This is a genomic window from Streptomyces longisporus (assembly GCF_039532765.1).
Classification (GTDB): Bacteria; Actinomycetota; Actinomycetes; order Streptomycetales; family Streptomycetaceae; genus Streptomyces; species Streptomyces longisporus.
The window spans coordinates 337,782-356,424 of the sequence record NZ_BAAASG010000009.1 but is presented as its reverse complement, the minus strand read 5'-3'; the positions used below and the strand labels follow the sequence as shown (position 1 = coordinate 356,424).

Annotated in this window: 18 protein-coding genes; 11 read left to right on the top strand and 7 right to left on the bottom strand. The window is 70.6% G+C overall.

Annotated elements, in window-relative coordinates:
* Positions 1-5: 5 nt before the first annotated feature.
* Positions 6-824 carry an ABC transporter permease gene (locus tag ABD355_RS20545; RefSeq protein WP_344401944.1) on the bottom strand — a complete coding sequence of 273 codons (819 nt, stop codon included), beginning with the start codon at positions 822-824 and terminating at the stop codon, positions 6-8.
* A 7-nt stretch (positions 825-831) separates the two neighbouring features.
* Positions 832-1,803: an ABC transporter substrate-binding protein gene (locus ABD355_RS20540; RefSeq protein WP_344401943.1), complete on the bottom strand. Its 972-nt coding sequence runs from the start codon at positions 1,801-1,803 to the stop codon at positions 832-834.
* Between the two features lie 158 nt (positions 1,804-1,961).
* On the opposite strand from ABD355_RS20540, the gene ABD355_RS20535 reads away from it, so the two are divergent.
* On the top strand, positions 1,962-3,224 hold the full coding sequence (locus ABD355_RS20535) for a cytochrome P450 (protein ID WP_344401942.1): 1,263 nt from the start codon (positions 1,962-1,964) through the stop codon (positions 3,222-3,224).
* Positions 3,225-3,241: 17 nt separating this feature from the next.
* On the opposite strand, the gene ABD355_RS20530 is transcribed toward ABD355_RS20535, so the two are convergent.
* The 3 genes from ABD355_RS20530 to ABD355_RS20520 all read right to left on the bottom strand — a co-directional run bounded on the left by ABD355_RS20530 (position 3,242) and on the right by ABD355_RS20520 (position 5,794).
* Positions 3,242-4,411, bottom strand: coding sequence for a damage-control phosphatase ARMT1 family protein (locus tag ABD355_RS20530; protein WP_344401941.1), 1,170 nt, complete (start codon positions 4,409-4,411; stop codon positions 3,242-3,244).
* A 316-nt stretch (positions 4,412-4,727) separates the two neighbouring features.
* Positions 4,728-5,372, bottom strand: coding sequence for a ScbR family autoregulator-binding transcription factor (locus ABD355_RS20525; protein ID WP_344401940.1), 645 nt, complete (start codon positions 5,370-5,372; stop codon positions 4,728-4,730).
* Positions 5,373-5,530: 158 nt separating this feature from the next.
* Entirely contained in the window at positions 5,531-5,794 is a 264-nt protein-coding gene (locus ABD355_RS20520; protein ID WP_344401939.1) for an AfsA-related hotdog domain-containing protein, read from the bottom strand.
* 425 nt (positions 5,795-6,219) lie between these two features.
* On the opposite strand from ABD355_RS20520, the gene ABD355_RS20515 reads away from it, so the two are divergent.
* Positions 6,220-7,143, top strand: a complete 924-nt coding sequence (locus ABD355_RS20515) for a lytic polysaccharide monooxygenase auxiliary activity family 9 protein (protein ID WP_344401938.1) — start codon at positions 6,220-6,222, stop codon at positions 7,141-7,143.
* Between the two features lie 18 nt (positions 7,144-7,161).
* Here the strand turns inward: ABD355_RS20515 and ABD355_RS20510 are convergent, their stop codons facing one another.
* Complete coding sequence (locus ABD355_RS20510; RefSeq protein ID WP_344401937.1) at positions 7,162-7,815, bottom strand: Tat pathway signal sequence domain protein; 654 nt, start codon at positions 7,813-7,815, stop codon at positions 7,162-7,164.
* Between the two features lie 667 nt (positions 7,816-8,482).
* Between ABD355_RS20510 and ABD355_RS20505 the strand changes: the two genes are divergently transcribed.
* The 3 genes from ABD355_RS20505 (at position 8,483) to ABD355_RS20495 (ending at position 10,699) form a co-directional block, all read left to right on the top strand.
* Positions 8,483-9,136, top strand: a complete 654-nt coding sequence (locus tag ABD355_RS20505; RefSeq protein WP_344401936.1) for a DUF6230 family protein — start codon at positions 8,483-8,485, stop codon at positions 9,134-9,136.
* The gene (locus tag ABD355_RS20500) at positions 9,136-9,585 is read left to right on the top strand and encodes a DUF6114 domain-containing protein (protein WP_344401935.1); all 450 of its coding nucleotides are present in this window, start codon (positions 9,136-9,138) and stop codon (positions 9,583-9,585) included. Before ABD355_RS20505 ends, ABD355_RS20500 begins: the two co-directional genes overlap by 1 nt.
* 109 nt (positions 9,586-9,694) lie before the next feature.
* Positions 9,695-10,699 (top strand): Lrp/AsnC family transcriptional regulator, encoded by a 1,005-nt coding sequence (locus ABD355_RS20495; protein ID WP_344401934.1) that lies wholly within the window; start codon positions 9,695-9,697, stop codon positions 10,697-10,699.
* 96 nt (positions 10,700-10,795) lie between these two features.
* Here the strand turns inward: ABD355_RS20495 and ABD355_RS20490 are convergent, their stop codons facing one another.
* Positions 10,796-12,253, bottom strand: coding sequence for an MFS transporter (locus tag ABD355_RS20490; protein WP_344401933.1), 1,458 nt, complete (start codon positions 12,251-12,253; stop codon positions 10,796-10,798).
* A gap of 318 nt (positions 12,254-12,571) precedes the next feature.
* On the opposite strand from ABD355_RS20490, the gene ABD355_RS20485 reads away from it, so the two are divergent.
* The 6 genes from ABD355_RS20485 to ABD355_RS20460 all read left to right on the top strand — a co-directional run bounded on the left by ABD355_RS20485 (position 12,572) and on the right by ABD355_RS20460 (position 18,551).
* Positions 12,572-13,390 (top strand): SAM-dependent methyltransferase, encoded by an 819-nt coding sequence (locus ABD355_RS20485; RefSeq protein ID WP_344401932.1) that lies wholly within the window; start codon positions 12,572-12,574, stop codon positions 13,388-13,390.
* A gap of 233 nt (positions 13,391-13,623) precedes the next feature.
* Positions 13,624-14,631 (top strand): substrate-binding domain-containing protein, encoded by a 1,008-nt coding sequence (locus ABD355_RS20480; RefSeq protein WP_344401931.1) that lies wholly within the window; start codon positions 13,624-13,626, stop codon positions 14,629-14,631.
* Between the two features lie 171 nt (positions 14,632-14,802).
* The gene (locus ABD355_RS20475; protein WP_344401929.1) at positions 14,803-17,154 is read left to right on the top strand and encodes a sensor histidine kinase; all 2,352 of its coding nucleotides are present in this window, start codon (positions 14,803-14,805) and stop codon (positions 17,152-17,154) included.
* Positions 17,155-17,169: 15 nt separating this feature from the next.
* Positions 17,170-17,601 carry a roadblock/LC7 domain-containing protein gene (locus tag ABD355_RS20470; protein WP_344401928.1) on the top strand — a complete coding sequence of 144 codons (432 nt, stop codon included), beginning with the start codon at positions 17,170-17,172 and terminating at the stop codon, positions 17,599-17,601.
* A 1-nt stretch (position 17,602) separates the two neighbouring features.
* Entirely contained in the window at positions 17,603-17,962 is a 360-nt protein-coding gene (locus ABD355_RS20465) for a DUF742 domain-containing protein (protein ID WP_344401927.1), read from the top strand.
* Positions 17,949-18,551, top strand: a complete 603-nt coding sequence (locus tag ABD355_RS20460; protein WP_344401926.1) for a GTP-binding protein — start codon at positions 17,949-17,951, stop codon at positions 18,549-18,551. The genes ABD355_RS20465 and ABD355_RS20460 overlap by 14 nt, the downstream gene beginning before the upstream one ends.
* Positions 18,552-18,643: the final 92 nt, after the last annotated feature.

The window sequence follows — 18,643 nt, the reverse complement described above, 5'->3', positions numbered from 1 at the left end:
CTGCCTCACGACCGCACCCCGCGTCCGTCCGCCCGCCGCTCCGGTGTCCACGGGAACAACCGGCGTTCGGCCCGGACCAGGACGCCGTTGATGACCAGCCCGAGGGCGCCCGCCCACACCACACCGGCCAGGACGTCCCGGGTGCCGTCGGTGGCCAGGCCCGCCTGGGCGATGAAGATGCCGAGGCCCTCGCCGAAGCCGGAGAGGAGCTCGGTGGCCACGGCGAGGATGAGGGCGACGGCCGCCGAGACACGGATCCCGGCGGCGATGAACGGGGCCGTCCCTGGCAGTTCGACCCGCAGCAGGACCGAGAGCCGGCCGAAGCCGAAGGCCCGCAGGGTGTCCTTGGCGAGCGGGTCGGTCTCCCCGAGGCCGTAGACGGTGTTGAAGAGGACGGGCCAGACCGACGCGTAGGTGATCAGCGCGACCTTGGTCTCGGTGCCGGTGCCGAGGAGCAGCGAGACCAGGGGGATCAGCGCCACCGAGGGCAGCGGCCGCAGGAACTCCACGATCATGCGTACGGCGGAGTAGACGACCGGCACGCTGCCGAGCAGCAACCCGAGCGGGACGGCGATCGCGACGGCGAGGCCGAGCCCGAGCGCCCAGGCCCGCAGGGTGGCCCCGACCCCGTCCAGGAAGGCGCCGTCGCCCGCCAACTCGACGGCGCGGGCGAGGACTTCGGAGGCGGGCGGCAGATAGCTGCGCCTCACGACGCCTGCCCGGCCGACCGCCTCGCAGACCCCGAAGGCCAGCACCACCCCGAGCAGACCGAGCCACAGCTCCTGATGCCGTGCCAGCCGTTCCCGCCGTGTCAGCCGCTTCACCTGGGCGTCACTTGACCAGCAGCGTCGCCGGATCGAGGGACTTCGTCAACAGCCCCTGTTTCTTCATGAGTTCGGTCAGCCGCCGCAACTGTGCCACATCGGTGGCGGCGGGATACGCCGGCAGGCCGATCGAGGCGGCCTGGCCGGCGGTGACCTTGGTGTACTTGGGGAGTTCTTCCCGTACGGCGCCCGGGTCCTGCGCCGCGATCTTCGAAGCGGCCTCGATGGCACGCCGGAAGGCCGCGGCCTGCTTGGGGTGCTCGGCGGCGAACGTCCGCGTGGTGACATACCCGCTGATGGGCAGCGACTGGACGGGCGCCGACCCGCCGTCCAGCAGCACCCTCGCCTTCAGCTCCCCCTGGATCGCGCTGTCGAAGGGCTCCACCGCATGCACGGCGTCCACCTGTCCCCGTTCCAGGGCGGGCCCCATCTGCGGGAAGGCGATCTGCCGGTAGACGGGCCGGCCGACGCCCTTCGCGTCGAGGATCGCGTCGAGAGTGAGCGACTGGATGTTGTTGAGGATGTTGACGGCGACCTTCTTGCCCGCGAGGTCGGCGACGGTCCTGATGTCCGAGTCCTTCGGCACCAGGACGTCCATCATGTGCGGCGCCACCCGTACGCCCTCGGCGAGGATGCGCAGGTCGAGAGTGCCCTTCTCGTCGGCCTGCAGGAACGTCACGTAGTTCGCGCTCGCGATCACGTCGACCTGTCCCTTGGCCAGGGCGGGCAGCGCCTGGATGCTCTGCTGCACGGGCTGGATCCTGACGTCCAGCCCCTCCTGGGTGAACAGCCCGCGGTCCCGTGCGAGGTAGAGCGCCGCGGAGTCCGTCAACGGCAGGGCGGCCACGGTGACCTTCGTACGCCCGCCCGCGGACGCGGAATCCCCACCGCCGTCACCGCAGCCCGCGAGGAGCAGCACCAGGGCGGCCGCGACAGCCGCCGTTTTCCCGATTCCCGTCCGCAATCCCCGTAACGCCATGCGGCATGAGTACCAGGTAATTGTCATGATCACCACACCGCACCCCAAGGGTGCGGGGCTGTATCGATCTGCGGCTCCGCCGCGCGGGCGCGAGCAACCACGGCGACACCGCAGGCGAAGACCTTGCCACAGCCCCGCAGGGAACCCACCGTGGTCGCATGCATGCGTACGAGGCCCCGCCGATCCCGGACGTCTTCGATCCCCGGCAGTACGCCGCCGGAGTCCCCCACGCCGCCTACCGCGTCCTGCGCGACCACCACCCCGTGGCCTGGCAGGACGAGCCCGAGGTACTGGGCTGGCCGGCCGGGCCCGGCTTCTGGGCGGTGACCCGGCACGCGGACGTCGTACGCGTCCTCAAGGACTCGGCCACGTACTCCTCACACCTCGGCGCGACCCAGATCCGCGATCCCGACCCCGCCGACCTCCCCTTCATCCGGCGCATGATGCTCAATCAGGATCCGCCGCGGCACGGGCGGTTGAGGCGGCTGGTGAGCCGCGCCTTCACCCCCGGCCGCATCGACCGCTTCACGTCCGTCGCGCAGGAGCGGGCCCGGACCCTGTGCGCGCGGGCGCTGGAGGCGGCCCGTACGACCGACGGCACCGTCGACCTCGTCACCGCCGTGACCGACGACTACGCCCTGCTCAACCTCGCCGATCTGCTCGGCGTCCCCGACGGCGACCGCGGCCTGCTGCTGCACTGGACGCAGCGGGTCATCGGCTACCAGGACCCGGACGAGGCCGGCACCCCCGTGCTCGACGCGGACGGCAGACCGGTCAACCCCCGCTCCCCCGCGATGCTCCGGGACATGTTCGGCTACGCCCAGCAGCTCGCCGCGCACAAGCGCCGCCACCCCGCCGACGACGTGATGACGACGCTCGCCCAGGACCCCGAACTCACCGACGCCGAACTGGAGATGTTCTTCTTCCTGCTCACCGTCGCGGGCAACGACACCGTCCGCAGCGCCGCTCCCGGCGGCCTGCTGATCCTGGCCGAGCACCCGGAGGCGTACCAGCTGCTGCGCGCCGGAAAGGCCGAACTGCACCTCGCCGTAGAGGAGTTGCTTCGTCGGCATCCACCCGTCCTCAGCTTCCGCCGCACCGCCGCCCGCGACACCGAGCTGGCGGGGCGGCGCATCCGTACGGGCGACAAGGTGGTCGTCTTCCATGCCTCCGCGAACCATGACGAAAGGGTCTTCGCCGCACCGGACCGCCTCGACCTGTCCCGTACGCCGAACCCGCATGTCTCCTTCGGGGACGGTCCGCATGTCTGCCTGGGCGCGCACTTCGCCCGGCTGCAGCTGCGGGTGCTGTACGCGGAGGTGCTGCGTGCCCTGCCGGTCCTGCGCACGGCGGGGCCTGCCAGGCGGCTGACGTCCAACTTCATCAACGGGATCAAGTCGCTGCCGGTGCAGGTGGACTGAGGTTCAAGGGCGGGTCTTCAGGTCCGCACCTGGATCAGGGCGTGGGTGCCTCCGGTCCGCCACCGCTGCCCCTCGGCCGCCACGAGCGCGGCCTCCGTTTCGGGGTCCAGGCCGGTGATCACGTCGGACTTCAGGGTGCGCAGGGCGGCGACCGGGCCGGGGAAGTGGGCCGTGACGTCCGCGAAGGGCGTGGTCGGGGCCCACATCCGATCTGCCACGAGACGGCGGTAGTTGAGGTCGCCCTTCACGACGGTCAGCGCGGCCGCGGCGAGTTCCGCGCGGAGGTCGCCCGGCATGTCCGCGTACGGCAGCGGTGCCGCGGAGAAGGGGTGGGCGCGGAGGCTGAGGCGGCCGTCGGTCATCGCCGACCACAGGATGCGGCCGTACTCGACGGCTGCGCCCCGCGCCCCGGCCAGTCTCCTGAGCGCGTCGAGCACGTCGGCCGTCGTCGCGTCGGAGACGTAGTACGGGTACGGCTTGATGTGCAGGACGGCACGGCCGATGCGCCCGCGTTCCAGGAGGTGGGCGATGAGAAGCAGGTCGGGGATGAGTTCGCGGCCCGCGTTGTCCGCGATGAGGCAGAGCGTGCCCGCACCGGACGGTGGGAGCAGCGACCAGAGGGTCTGGCTGTCGTCGGCGACCAGGCCAGGGGCGGTGTCCGCGGTGCCGGCCCCGGTGCCGGAGAGGCGGAAGCCGAGGTCGGCGCGGTTGCCCCAGAGGGAGCCGTGCAGCAGGGCGCGGTCCTGGTCGTCGGCGGACAGGGCGTCGAGGGCGGCCAGTTCCTCGTCCGTCTCCGGGGAGTCGAGCTCGGCCAGTTTGAAGGGGCGGAAGGGGTCGATGCCCCGCCAGGGCCCGGAGCCGAAGTAGCCCACGGCGTCGAGGAGTTGACGGTAGAAGTAGCTCTCCGACCAGAGCCAGGGAATGTCGTACCAGGAACGGCCGGCGTACTGGGCCAGGCCCCACGCCTCCCAGCGGTCCCGGTCGTGCGCGTCGGCAGGGAGCGGCTCGACGACTCCCTTGGTGCAGCTCGCCAGGAGCGCGTCGAGGGCGCGGTGCTGTGCGGGGCCGTAGGGGAAGGCGTCCCGGACCTGCCGGATGATCGCGGGGTGCCGCTCGGCGAGCACACTGTGGGGGAAGGACCCCGGCTCATTGCCGAGGATCACGGGCGCGGACGGACTGTGGGGCATGCGCCCACCCTAAGCGGGCCGAGGGAGTCCGCTCAGGTTGCCGACGTCGGAGAGGGACGCGGGGCCATGTCGATCTGCCGCACCTCGCAGGCGCGCGGCGCGACACATGAGCCCCCTGAAGGAGCGCGGGACCGTGTCGATGGGCGGCCCCGCCGCGCAGGCGCAACACACCACCACGCCGCGCAAACGAGCACCCATGAGAAGCACGGGGCCATGTCGATGCGCCGCTCCACCGCGCGGGCGCGACAAGCCGCGGCGCAGCCGCAGACGGCCGACGGCCCCTCGCACCCCCGCGGCCAAGCCGCACATCGGCACTTCAAGCGGAGCGCTCCCGCTCCAGCCGGGCGGCGAGGCTCACATAGCGGGCGCGGCGGGTCACCGGGACCAGGCCGCGGATCGCCAGGTGCCACATCTCGGCCAGTCTGCGGGGCTGGTGGGCGACGGGTTCGAGGGAGCGGCCCACCACGCGGGTGCCGACGAAGAAGCTGACGAGGGAGTGGGCGACGGCGTCGACATCGATGTCCGGGTGGACGTCGGACTCCTTGACGGCGCCGAGGAGTTTGCGAGTGGCGATGTCCCGCCACTCGGTGAAGGGGTGCTGCAGAGGCGGCCGCACGGCGACCTCGCCGGCGGCGAGCCGGAGGCCGGCCCGGGGTATCGGGCCTTCGACGGAGAGCCGGGCGATGCCGAAGGTGATGCGCATCAGGGTTTCGAGCGAGGAGTAGCCCCGGCCGTCCAGGTCCTTCGTCACCTCGTGCGAGGCCTTGGACTGCAGCTCCATGATGGCGTGGGCGAGGTCCTCCTTGGCCGCGAAGTGGAAGTAGAGGGCGCCCTTGGTGACTTGGGCGTGTTCCACGATGTCGCTCAAGCTGGTCGATTCGTAGCCGCGGCGGTCGAACAGGTCTGCTGCGGCCGTGATGATCGTCGCGCGGGTCTGCTCGGCGCGTAACTGCCTCGCCATCGACTGAACACTCCTGGGGCTGTAAACGGGCCGGACTGTCTGTTTCTCTTACTCCCAGTGAACGATATCTCACCGTCTGACGGCGCCGACTTCGCATGCGAAAACCGTCGATTCGCCCTGGGATCCGCGGACCTCCGCACCCGTCCCGGCCTCGTCGGTCACCTCGATCCAGATGGGTCCATCCAGCTCAGGATAATGATGCAAGGCCGCATGAAAGGACCCGCCCCCGGTCGGCCGGACGGCCCGGACCCGGGCGCCTGCCGGGCCGCCTCCAAGACCAGCATGCCAGAGACGTGATCGAGCACATCGAAGAAAACGGGATGGACGGTATCTACCCTGGGCGGGGCGCCGACGGTGAGCTGCCACTGGCGGACGGTCTTCGCGACGACCAGCGGGTGATACGGCGACCGGCCCGGGGACACGTGTAACCGACCGGTCCGGAGCCACCGCGCGAACGGCGGGAAAGGGGCGGGACCGGTGCGCTCCCAGCCGCGAGAAACGTTTCCGCTACGGCGGCGCGATGGCCGAGCCGACGAGGCAAGGTGACCGTCAAGGTAGGTCGAGGGATGGTCGGTTGGGGCATATCCCTCCCTCGGTCCCCTGGAAACGGACGACAGACCAGACGGCGAGGTGCCCGTCACGGCGACTGCCAGAGTACGAGGCGACCGGTTGGTCTTCAATGTGGCCGGGGTGGCTCCGAGGGGCGTACGGCGCAGGTGAACGGCCAAGGTCCAAGGAGCTGTTCGCGCCCGGACCACTCCCGAGCGTCATGTACTGAACGCACCGGGCCGGTTGCCCGTACTTCACGGGAGCACATCGTTCCACGCCGGCCGAGGAGACGTTCCGGATGCCCCGGATGACCGCACACCGCACCGCCCTGGCGGCCGCCCTCGTGACCCCGTTCCTGCTGCCCCTGTGGGCGGCGACCCCCGCGCAGGCGCACGGTGCGCCCACGGATCCGGTCAGCAGGGCCTACGCCTGCTCGCCCGACGGCGGCAGCAACGCGCAGTCGGCGGCGTGCAAGGCGGCCGTCGCCGCGAACGGCGCCCCCTTCACGTTCTGGGACAACCTGCGGGTCGCGGACGTGGGCGGCAGGGACCGGCAGGTCATCCCCGACGGAAAGCTGTGCAGCGGCGGCCTGGCCGCCTACAAGGGCCTTGACCTCGCCCGCTCCGACTGGCCGTCGACGACCCTGAAGCCGGGCGCGACCCTGACCATGCAATACGCCTCGACGATCCCGCACACCGGCACGTTCAAGCTCTACCTCACCAAGCCGGGCTACGACCCGAAGAGGCCGCTGACCTGGGCCGAGCTGCCGGAGCAGCCGTTCGCATCGGTCAAGGACCCGGCCCTGACGAATGGCGCGTACCGCATCACCGCGAAGTTGCCGGCCGACCGGCGAGGGCACCACGTGCTCTACACCATCTGGCAGAACAGCAGCACCACGGACACGTACTACTCGTGCTCCGACGTGGTGTTCGGGGCGGCCGGGAGCGGCGGTACGGCAGCATCGGCGCCGACGTCCGCAGGCGGCGGTGGGAAGGGCGCGAGCAGCAGCCCCACCGCCACGCCCGAACCCCGTACGACTCCCTCACGTACGGCCGGGGAGGCGGCTCCACGGCAGGGGTCCACCGAGCCCGACAGCACACCGGTGGCCTCGACCTCCACCGCGGGCTCGGGCCCGTCCGCGCCCATGCTGGCGGGCGGCGCCGCTGCGGTGCTGGTGCTCACCGGCGGCGCCGCCCTGGCGCTGCGTCTGCGTCGACGCTGAAGCACGCCTGCTTGAGGGTCAGTTGACGTAGACGGTGGCGCCGTTGTCGGTCACCGGGGCGTACTTGGCGGTGAAGTAGCCGCTGTTGAAGCAGAGCGACGAACCGGACACCTTGGTGAACTGCTGGTTGGTGAAGTTGATGCTGGCGTCGCTGTTGCTCGTCGTGCCGGTCAGGCTGGGAGCCTGGTAGACACAGGTGATGGAGCCCAGCAGGGTCTTCAGCTTGACCGTGGTCTGGACGGTGGAGCCGCTCGCCGGGGTCACGGTGAGCGTGCCGTCGGAGGCCACGGTGGTGGTGTACGGCAGGTTGTCGACCGTGATGCTGGTGACGCCCGTGACACCGAAGACGTTGCTGGTGCAGCTGCTGCTGTCGAAGGTCTGCGCGCCGACCGACTCGGTGGCCGTGCCCGGCGCGGCCGGGTTGTCCGTGACCGTGGCGGTGAAGGTCGAGGACTTGCAGCTCACGCCGCTGGTGCCGGTCGCACTGGAGTAGAGCGTGGCGTTGGTGCCGCCGGCCAGGGGCGCGGTGAGGACGTCGCCGACCGCGACGGCGGTGCCGCCGGCCGAACCGGTGGTGAGGACGGGGGTGTCGGCCGCCGAGGCCGGCACGGCCGCGGGGATCGAGAGTGCGGCGACGGTGCCGACCAGGGTGAGAAGAGTGCGAGTGCGCATGCGGACGTACCTCTTTCTTGTGCGGGGTTCGAGGGTTGGGGGCTTCCGATGTGGCGCGGGAAAGGTGGGGGGACGCCGGTCGGCGTCCGCCGATGCCGGACCGTGACGCCTTCTCCGTACGCCACGGACCGGCAACGACGTCCGGCCGATGACCGGCCGCAGACCCTGGGGGTGGGCCTCCGGCCGGGCCGGGCGGAGGCGACGGCCTGGAGCGGACCAGGGGGGAAGTGCCCTTACCGGGCCGTCTGGGGGGGGGATCTCGGGCTGTGAAGGCCCCGTGTGGACATGAGGGGTCCGGGAGACGCGGACGATGCCGCGTGGCTGGATCCGGCGCCACGGATCTGGGGGAAGCCAGGGGCAGTTGTAGACCTGAGTGTCAGTCAACGTCAAGGCAGGACAAGGTAGTTGACGATCGTTCAAGAGTGGGGACCGAACCCGCGCGACCTGCCGAGCCACAGGTGGAGCACAACCAACACCCTTTTTTCACAACTCCCTTGACCCTTGAAAGTAACCACGGGTAACTTCCTCGCTGGCTACTGCGGAGTACGAGAAAGCCCTTCCACCCGCCGGGAGTTTGGGAGGAGGCGTGCGTCTGCAGCCGCTGTCCGCGCCAGGACAACGCGCCGATGATGCCCAACCCGCACTGACTATGCACATGGGAGCAGAAATGGCCTCGTCCGCCGAACTCACCACAGGGAACCCGGAAAGCGGTTCCTCGCCCGACCCCGCAAGACGCGGGCGGGTCCGGCTGCGCCGCGCCGCCGTGATGGCGGTCCCGGCCGTCGCTATCGCGGCCGGCCTCGCGATCATGACCGCCGAGGGGGCGCTGGGGGTCTCGTTCTCGATCTCCGGAATGCCCTTCACGGTGACCGCCAAGTCGCTCGACGGCACCGGCTTCGAGCAGTTCGGCGCGCTCGACAACATGATCGACAACAGCCCCAACGCCGGCGACAGCGGCGGTCAGGTGCTGGTCGTCACCTCCGCCATCAAGAGCGCGACACTGGACAGTCTGTGCCAGAGTGTCGACCTGGGCGGCACCAACCTGCTGATCAAGGCGGGCAGCGGCTCGTCGAAGGTGCAGGCGACCGACCTCACCACGGACTCGACCCAGCTGACCGGCGACGCCGCCTTCAAGAACATCGAGATCGGCAACGACGCGAGCACGCTCAACAAGGCCGGCGTCAAGGGGCCGGCGGGCGTCTTCAGCCAGCAGGCCGACACGGTGCACATCGACAACCTGCGGCAGACCAACTATGCGACGACGGCCGGGGTGTTCAAGCTGCCGGGCCTGAAACTCAGCTTCAGCGACTCGGGTTGCTGATGTCGGACCGTCCGAAACAAGGCGCGCGGCCCGCTTTTCGTGAGTGGCGGGCCCGCCGTCCGTTCTGGGGCGGGCTGCTGCTCGCCCTGGGCGGGGCGGAGATACTGCTCACCGAGAAGGCCTCACTGAAGGTCATCCTGCACTCCGGCGCGCAGAACCTGGCCGGCTACCTGCTGCCCACCGTGATGCTGCTGTGCGGACTGCTGATCCTTTTCAACCCCACGCAACGCCTGTTCTACTCGATCATCGGCGTGCTGGCCTCTCTGGCCACCTGGCTCACCTCGAACCTCGGGGGCTTCTTCGTCGGCCTGCTCCTGGGAGCTGTCGGCAGTTGCCTCGCCTTCGGCTGGCTGCCGGACCAGGAGCCGCGGGTCAGCCGCCGGAAGCGGCGGAAGGAAGCGCGGGCTGCACAGGCCGCACGGACCGTGCACGAGGCCGTGCAGCTGTAGCCACGCGGGGCCGGGATCCGGCGCTCGCCCAGAGGTCGACCTGCACCCCTCGGGCGGCCGCCTGGATCCCGGCCCGCCCGGCTGAGGAAGGCCACTGAAGAATGTGCACATGCTGGACGACCTGGACCGTGCTCTGATCCACGCGCTGCACATCGACGGCCGTGCGCCCTTCAGCCGGATCGCCGCCGCGCTCGACGTCTCTGCGCAGACCGTGGCGCGGCGCTACCGACGGCTGCGCGCGGAGGCGTCGCTGCGGGTGGTGGGGTTGTCGGATCCGCATCGGGCGGGGCAGACGCAGTGGCTGGTCCGACTCACGGTGGTGGCGAGTTCCGCCCGGGACCTGGCGTATGCGCTGGCGCGCCGGCCGGACACGTCGTGGGTGAAGCTCGCCTCCGGCGGTACGGAGGTCGTCGCGGTCGTCCACGCGCCGACGGACTCGTCGGGGGCGGGAAACCTCCTCCTCCTGCACGACATTCCACGCACCGGAGCCATCACCGCGGTGTCCGCGCACTGCCTGCTGCACACCTATCTGGGCGGACCGACGAACTGGCGCCGGAGCGCGAGCGCGCTGGACGAGCGGCAACAGCGGGTCCTGCGCGACCACGAGGCGGCCGACGGCTCCTACGTGCCGGTGCCGCGCCAACTCGCCGACTCCGACGCCGGGTTGCTCCTCGCCCTGCAACAGGACGGGCGGGCCACGCATGCCGAGCTGGCGCAGGCCACCGGCTGGTCACCGGTGACCGTGGCGCGTCGGCTCGCGGATCTGCGGGCGGGCGGCACGGTCTTCTTCGACGTCGAGGTCGATGCCGGGCACTTCGGTGTCAACACGCGGGCGCTGCTGTGGATGGCGGTGCGGCCGGCCCACCTGGACCGCGTGGCGGCAACCCTGGCGAGCCATGACGAACTGGCCTTCGTCGCGGCCACCACGGGTCCCACCAACCTGGTCGCCCAGGCCCTCTGCCGCGACCCGGCCGACCTGCACCGCTATCTCGTCCACCGGCTCGGCTCCCTGGATTCGGTCCACGCCCTGGAAACCAGCCCGGTCCTCCAGAACCTCAAGGCAGCGAGTCCGATCATCTCTGCGATACGGCCGGGTGCTTGGCACCGCCATTGAGGCGACCACCCCTGGGGGCTGCGCCCCGGGCCCCCGTTCGTCCCTGAAGGGCCCTCGTCCTCGAACGCCGGCCGGGCTGAAAAGACCAAGCGCCGGTCACCGCCCCGCCCCACCCTCCCCAGACGCGCTCGCGTCGACCATCATCCGGCTTGACCCGAAGCTCACCGCCAGCAACCCGACCGCCCCCCAAATCGCCAACTGCACCGCCCGCATCCCGGCCGCCGCGTCGCCGGAGTCCGCATTGCCCAGGTACACACTGCCCAGCACCGCAACCCCGAGCGTGGCCCCCAACTGCTGCACCGCATTGAGCAGCCCCGCCGCCGAGCCGATCTCCTGCGGCCGCAGCGGTTTCAGGGCGATGGTGAAGAAGGCGGGGGTGAAGAGGCCCACCCCGACCCCCACGACCCCCAGCGCGAACAGCAACGGCGTGGGGTAGGAGCCCGGGTGTGCATCCGTCCCGCGGTACACCGCGACGGCCGACAGCGCCCCCGCCGACAGCACCGCGAGACCGAGCGACATCACGCGCCGCCCGTACCGCCCGACCAGATGGGCCCCGGCGATCCAGGACGCGATGGCCAGCCCCACCGACCAGGGCGCCAGCGTCAGTCCCGCCTGCAACACACCGACCCCCGCGCCCAGTTGGAGCTGAAGCACGACGACCGTCAGCAGACCGTTGGTGACCGCGAAGAAGGACGTCGACGCCACCAGGGCGGCCGGGAAGCCGCGGTGTGCGAACAGGCTCGGTTCCACCAGCGGGTTGCGTCCGGCCACGGCCAGCCTGCGCTGGTGCACCGCGAACACCGTCATCAGGCACAGCCCTGCCGCCACTGCCCCCCAGCTCCATCCCGACAACGCGGCGAGGTCCGCGCCGATCAGCGGATGGACGACGAGCCCGATCCCCGCCATGGCCAGCAAGGTGCCCGTCAGATCGAGGGTGGGCCGCTTGGGTGCGCGGTTCTCCAGCAGCCTGGGCGAGAGCGCGAGCACGACCAGCGAGAGCGGTACGTTCACCAGGAACGCCGCGCGCCACGAGGAGCCGAACAGGTCGGCGTGGGTCAGCACACCGCCGAGTACCGGCCCGCAGACCGCCGCCAGTCCCATCACGGGCCCGATGCTGCCGAGGGCCTTGGCCACCTCGGGCCCGGTGAACATGGCCTTGATCAGCCCTATGGTCTGGGGGATGATCACGGCCGCCGCCCCGCCCTGCACCACCCGAAAGGCGATCAGCAGCCCCACCGAAGGCGCCACGGCACACGCGGCGGACACGAGCATGAAGCCCGTGACACCGATCACGAACAGCCGTTTGCGCCCGGCGATGTCACCCAGCCGTCCACCGGTGATCAGCAGCACCGCGAAGGGCAGGGTGTAGGCGGTCGTGAACCACTGGATGTCGGAGACCGACCCGCCCAGATCGCTGTGGATCGCCGGCGCGGCGACCTGCACGATGGTCGCGTCCAGCAGGTTCATCGCCTCACCTAGCAGCAGGGCGGCAAGCGCCGGCCACCGCCATCGGTACGCCGTGGGAGCCGGCGTCAGCACGCGTTCAGCAGTCATGGGGGGTCCTCTCCACCGTCGTAGAACCTCGGCCGACGACCCCGCCGAGCAGGGCGTCCGACCGGCCACGGCTCAGCGTGCGGGTGGCGGGAGAGGCCCTCCAGCCGACGGTCCCAGAAGGAGGATTTCTTCCATCCGGGGCGTTTGCCGTGTCGATTTCTCACACGTCGCGCCCGGCCCGTCGCGCCCCTTCGGCCGCAGTCCGGAACCCGTTGGTCCCGTGACTCCTGTGGGCCAAGTGGTGTGCGTCGCCCCTGAGTTGACGAGGTGGGTGGTCGAGGTCTCGTGGAGATCGACGACATTACGGGAGGGGCCGCCGTGCCCGAGGACAGTGCCCGGCCGATCGGCCGCATCGACACGACAACCGCGCACGCAGCGCGGATCTACGACTACATCCTGGGCGGAAAGGACCACTACCCCGCCGACCGGGAGGCGGGCGACGCCCTGCGCCGGGAGTGGCCCGCCCTGCCGATCCATATGCGGGCCAACCGCGACTGGATGAACCGTGCCGTGCGGTGGCTGGCCGAGGAGGCGGGAATACGGCAGTTCCTCGACATCGGCAGCGGCATACCGACCTCGCCCGACATCCATGAGATCGCCCAGTCGGTGACCCCCGCCTCCCGGGTCGTGTACGTCGACAACGACCCGCTCGTCCTCGCCCTCTCCCAGGGGCTGCTGAACAGCACGCCAAAGGGCAGGACTTCGTATGTCGAGGCGGACATGCGCGACCCGCAGGCCATCCTCGGCAGCGCAGCCTTCCGCGACACCCTGGACCCGGGTGAGCCGGTGGCGCTGACCGTCGTCGCGATCGTCCACTTCCTCCTCGACGAGCACGACGCCGTCGGCATCGTCCGCCGCCTCCTCGAACCGCTCCCCTCCGGCAGCTACTTGGCGATGTCCATCGGTACGGCCGAGTTCGCACCGCAGGAGGTCGGCCGGGTCGCCCGTGAGTACGCGGCCCGCGGCATGCCGATGCGGCTGCGCACCCTCGCGGAGGCCGCGGAGTTCTTCGAGGGCCTCGAACTCGTCGCGCCGGGCATCGTCCAGGTCCACAAGTGGCATCGGGACGGGACGGACGGCGAAGTGATCCGCGACGAGGACATCGCCATGTACGGGGCGGTGGCCCGCAAGCCGTGACGAGTCCTGCCGCGGCCCGCGGGCCGTGGATACCCCTGCCAGCCGGAATGCATCATCACGATGCGGCAGCAACAACTCACTCAAGGTTGCTGATCACTTGACTACCGGCGGTCACACACGATTGGCTCCGGCCAGCGAGAGTCATCCGGAGGGTGTACGAAGTGTGGGACGCCGTTCGGGGAGTTCTCTCGCCGTTCCGCTTGCTCGGCCGCTCAGCGAGGTGCCGCACCCTCATGAACACTCCTCCCCCACCGCCCGCCTCCCACAGATCCGCGCGCGTCGCCGCCCTGGCCGCGGCCGTGTGCCTGCTCGCGGCCGGCTGCTCCACGGCCGGCGCCACGTCCGACTCCAGGGACGGCGCCGGCAGGGCGGGCACCGCCCGTCTCAAGGTCGCCCTGGTCACGCACGCCTCGCCGGGCGACACCTTCTGGGACCTGGTGAAGAAGGGCGCCGAGGACGCCGCGGCGAAGGACAACATCGACCTGACGTACGCCAATGACTCCGATGCGGCGGGGCAGGCCGAACTGGTGCGGGACGCCATCAGGCAGAAGGTCGACGGCATCGCGGTGACACTCGCCAAGCCGCAGGCGATGAAGGGCCCGATAGCGGCGGCCAAGGCCGCGGACACACCCGTGGTCGGCCTCAACTCCGGCATCGACTCCTGGCAGTCCGAGGGGGTCCTGGAGTTCTTCGGGCAGGACGAGAGCCTCGCCGGGCGGGCCGTCGGGAACAAGCTCGACGACCTGAGGGCCAAGCACGCCCTGTGCGTGATCCACGAGCGCGGCAACGTCGCTCTGGAGGCCCGCTGCGCCGGCGTGAAGAAGACCTTCGACGGCAGGACCGAGATGCTCTACGTCGAGGGCGCCGACGCGAACGCGACCGCCGCCGCGATCACCGCGAAGCTGCGGCAGGACCCGACGATCGACGAAGTGGTCACCCTGGGCGCCCAGTTCGCGCTCACCGCGGTGAAGTCGGTGCAGGAGTCCGGCAGCAGGGCCCATGTCGCGACCTTCGACCTCAACCAGGACCTGGTGAAGGCCGTCGAGAGCGGTGACGTGCAGTTCGCGGTGGATCAGCAGCCGTATCTGCAGGGCTATCTCGCGGTGGACGCGCTGTGGCTGTACAGGACCAACGGCAACACCAGCGGCGGCGGTGTGTCGCCCGTGCTCACCGGCCCGGCCTTCGTGACCAAGGCGAACGTGGCCTCGGTCGCCAGGTACGCGGCGCGCGGCACACGCTGAGCCGGACGGCCGGCGACACTTCGTACATCAATGTCGCGAAAGATTCGGAGACCTGTGGCACGTGCGGTCACTTGTACGGATAGCATCCTGTGCACCCCTTCTCTCCCCGCTCACGGCCACCCCCGTGTCTCCCCTTCCGCCCCTCCGCTCCGCTGACCGCCTAGGACGACGATGTCTCCACGGACAGGTGCCCGGCGCCGTCTCGGCTCCATACGTCTCTCCCTGATCCTGCTGGCCCTGGTGCCCAGCGTCACCCTCGCCGCGATGTGGGCCCTGACGACCACGCAGATGTTCGACGAGGGGCTGCGGCTGCGCGGGCAGACCGAGCTGAGCCGGTCGACGGGGGCCATGGGCACGGAAGCGACGCTCGCGCTGCAGCGGGAGCGCAGCCTGTCGGCGGCCTGGCTGGCCGGCGACCCGCGCGGCTCCCGCACCGCGCTGGTCGCCCAGCGCAAGGACACGGACAAGGCGGTCGCGAAGCTGGTCGGCCAGTCCGACGCGATCAGGAAGGCGCCCGCGCGCATCTCGGACCGCCTGTACTCGGTGCTCGGCTCGGTGGGCAGTCTGGAGTACTACCGGGGCCAGGTGGACGATCCCACCGACATCACCGCGGCGCAGGCGCTGGACCAGTACAGCTCGATCATCGACGACCAGATCCACGCCTTCCAGGAGCTTTCCCAGGTCGACGACGGCGACCTCACCTCGCAGGCCGGACCCCTGGTCGCCCTGGAGCATGCGGCGGAGCTGGTCGCGCAGGAGGACGCGCAGCTCACGCTGGCCTGGCCGGCGGGGCGGCTGAGCGACAAGTCCTGGGCCACGTTCACACAGCTGGTCGACACCCGGCGCTGGCTGGTCGAGGACCAGATCGTCCCCTCGCTGCAGGGCGACGCGAAGACGCAGACCGAGCGGATCCTGCAGAGCCCCGAGTGGCAGACCGTCCAGGACATCGAGGACAAGGTGCTCGCGGCCCGGCCGGGCCCGGACGGGAAGGTGACCCTGCCCGATGCGCGCAAGCAGTGGGCGGTCGCCTTCGCCAAGGTCGGCGACGAGTACGGTCGGATGATCCGGGTCCAGACGTCCGGGCTGCTCGACCGCAGCGCCGACAAATCCGACAGCCTGCTGCTCACCGCCGCCTCGCTGAGCGCGGGCGGTCTGCTCGCGCTGCTGGTGTGCGTGGGCATGTCCTGGCGGATCACCCGGTCCCTGTCCCGGCGACTGCGCGGCCTCAGGGAGGCCACGCTCAGCCTGGCCGAGGAACGGCTGCCGGACGTGGTGGCCCGCCTCGACCGGGGCGAGAAGGTCGACGCGGACCTGGCGACCCCGCCACTGGACTACGGCCGCGACGAACTCGGGCAGGTGGCACGGGCGTTCAACAAGGCGCAGCGCACGGCGGTGCACACCGCGGTCGAGCTCGCCGACACCCGGCGCGGCTTCCAGAAGGTCATCCTTGGCATCGCCCGGCAGAGTCAGAACCTGGTCAATCTGCAGCTGACCAAGCTGGACGCGCTGGAGCGCAGCCACTCCGACCCGGACGTCCTCAAGGGCCTGTACGAACTGGACTCCACGGCCAGCCAGTTGCGCCGCTACGAGGAGAACCTGGTCATCATCAGCGGTGAGCAGCCGCGGCGCAGCTGGCGCGAGCCGGTCGCACTCATCGACATCCTGCGCAGCGCCGTCGGCGAGGTCGCCGAGTACCAGCGGGTCGAGGTGCACACCGACGAGGACGTGTACATCGCGCCGCCCGCGGTGGCCGACGTGATCCATCTGCTGGCCGAGCTCATCGACAACGCGACCGCGTACTCGCCGGCGCCGGCCCCGGTCGACGTGCGGGCCGCGCTGGTCGCCAAGGGCCTGGCGATCGAGGTGGAGGACCGTGGCCTCGGGCTGTCGGAGGAGGACTACGCCTCCTTCAACGCGCAGTTGGCGGTCGCGCCGCAGTTCGACGTGGTGGCGCTGGCCGACGACCTCCGGCTCGGTATGTTCGTGATCGCCCGGCTCGCCACCCGGCACGGCATCGCGGTCACTCTGCGCCCCTCGCCGTACGGCGGAACGACGGCGATCGTGCTGCTGCCGCACGAGATCGTCGTACGGGAGCCGGTGTCGGCCCCCGGCGAGGAGACCTCCGCCGTGGAGGAACAGCCCCCTGCAAAGGAGCCCGCGCAGCCCGTACGGGAGCCCCGCCCCGCCGCCCCGGCCCGCACCGCGCCCGCCGCCGCTGCGTCCTCGGCCCGGCGTGAGGGCCTCGCCCCGCTCCCCCGCCGCGTCCCCCAGACCAGCCTGGCCGCCGAACTGCGCGAGGAGGCCGCCGGCGACGAACAGCACGACCACGCCGAGGAGTTCACCGCCGAGCGGGCCGCCTCCTCGCTCGCCGGTTTCCAGCGCGGCACGCTCCAGGCACGTGACGACGACACAGACACGCAGTACGACCAGGGTCAGGAGGGCGCATTCGGTACTCGGGAACCGGATGCGCACCTGGCCGACGAAGGCACCCCCCTCCCCTCGACTCCGCCCGCCGACCGCTGACGAAGGAACACCGCCATGACACCCCCCGTCCCAGCCACCCATACCCAGCTCGACCAGTTGCTGACCGGACTCGTGGAGCGGGTCGCCGAGGTGAACCACGCCGTGGTGCTCTCCGAGGACGGGCTGGTCGTCAGCAAGTCCACCGGGTTCCTGCGCGACGACGCCGAGCGGCTGGCGGCGACCGCGTCCGGTCTGATGAGCCTGAGCAAGGGCGTCAGCATGGACTTCCGTGGCGGTCCGGTGCGGCAGGCGCTGATCGAGATGGCGCACAGCTATCTGATCCTGACCTCGGCCGGCCCGGGCGCCCATCTCGTCGTCCTCACCAGTCAGGGCGCGGACGTCGGCGTGGTGGCGTACCAGATGAACATGCTGGTGAAGAAGATCGGCGAGCACCTGAGCGCGGCACCGAGGACGGGTCTCGGCCCGACCGCCGAGCCCGGCGCGTGAGGTGAGCGGAGGCGACACGGACGGCCGTCTGGTACGGCTGTTCGCGCTCACCGGAGGACGGACCCGGCCCAGCCGTGCCGACTTCACGCTCATCACGACGGTGACCGCGGTGGACCCGCCGCCGGCCTGGGCCACCCGACCGCAGCCCGAGCACCAGCGCATCCTGCGGCGCTGCGCCGAGCCGATCGCCGTCGCGGAACTCGCCGCCCTGCTCGATCTGCCGGTGAGCGTGGTCGTGATCATGCTCTGCGATCTGCTGGAGAGCGGCCGTATCACCGCCCGCGCCCCGCACCCCGTCTCGTGCGAACCGGAAGACCTGGACCTGCTGCAGAAAGTGAGGGACGGCCTTGGCCGGCTCTGACCTCGTCACCCGGGCGGCGCCCGACACGGTGAAGATCCTGATCGCCGGTGGCTTCGGCGTCGGCAAGACCACCATGGTCGGCTCGGTCAGCGAGATCGCCCCGCTGCGCACCGAGGAACCGCTGACCGCCGCCGGTCTCGGCGTGGACGACCTGGACGGCATCGAGGAGAAACGGGCCACCACCGTGGCCCTGGACTTCGGCCGCATCAGCATCGGCAGCGACCTCGTCCTCTACCTCTTCGGCACGCCCGGTCAGCAGCGCTTCTGGTTCATGTGGAACGATCTGGCCCTGGGCGCCCTGGGCGCGGTCGTCCTCATCGACGTCCGCCGCCCTCAGACCAGCTTCGCCGCCATCGACTTCTTCGAACGCCGGGGCATCCCCTTCGTGGTGGGCGTCAACGGCTTCTACGGCGACCACCCGTACCCGCCCGAGGAGATCCGCGAGGCACTCGCCCTCCCGGACCACGTCCAGGTGCTGCTGTGCGACGCACGCGAGCGGGAGTCGTCCCGGGACGTACTGATCGCGCTGATCGACCAGTTGATCGCGACGGCGGTCCACACAGGCGGTCCACGGCCGACGGACAAGTGAACGGCGAAAATCAGCCAAGCACGACCGTCTCATTGACGCGCATGCGCCACCTCCTTACCTTCTGATCGATTTACCGAACCTAGTTCGACATA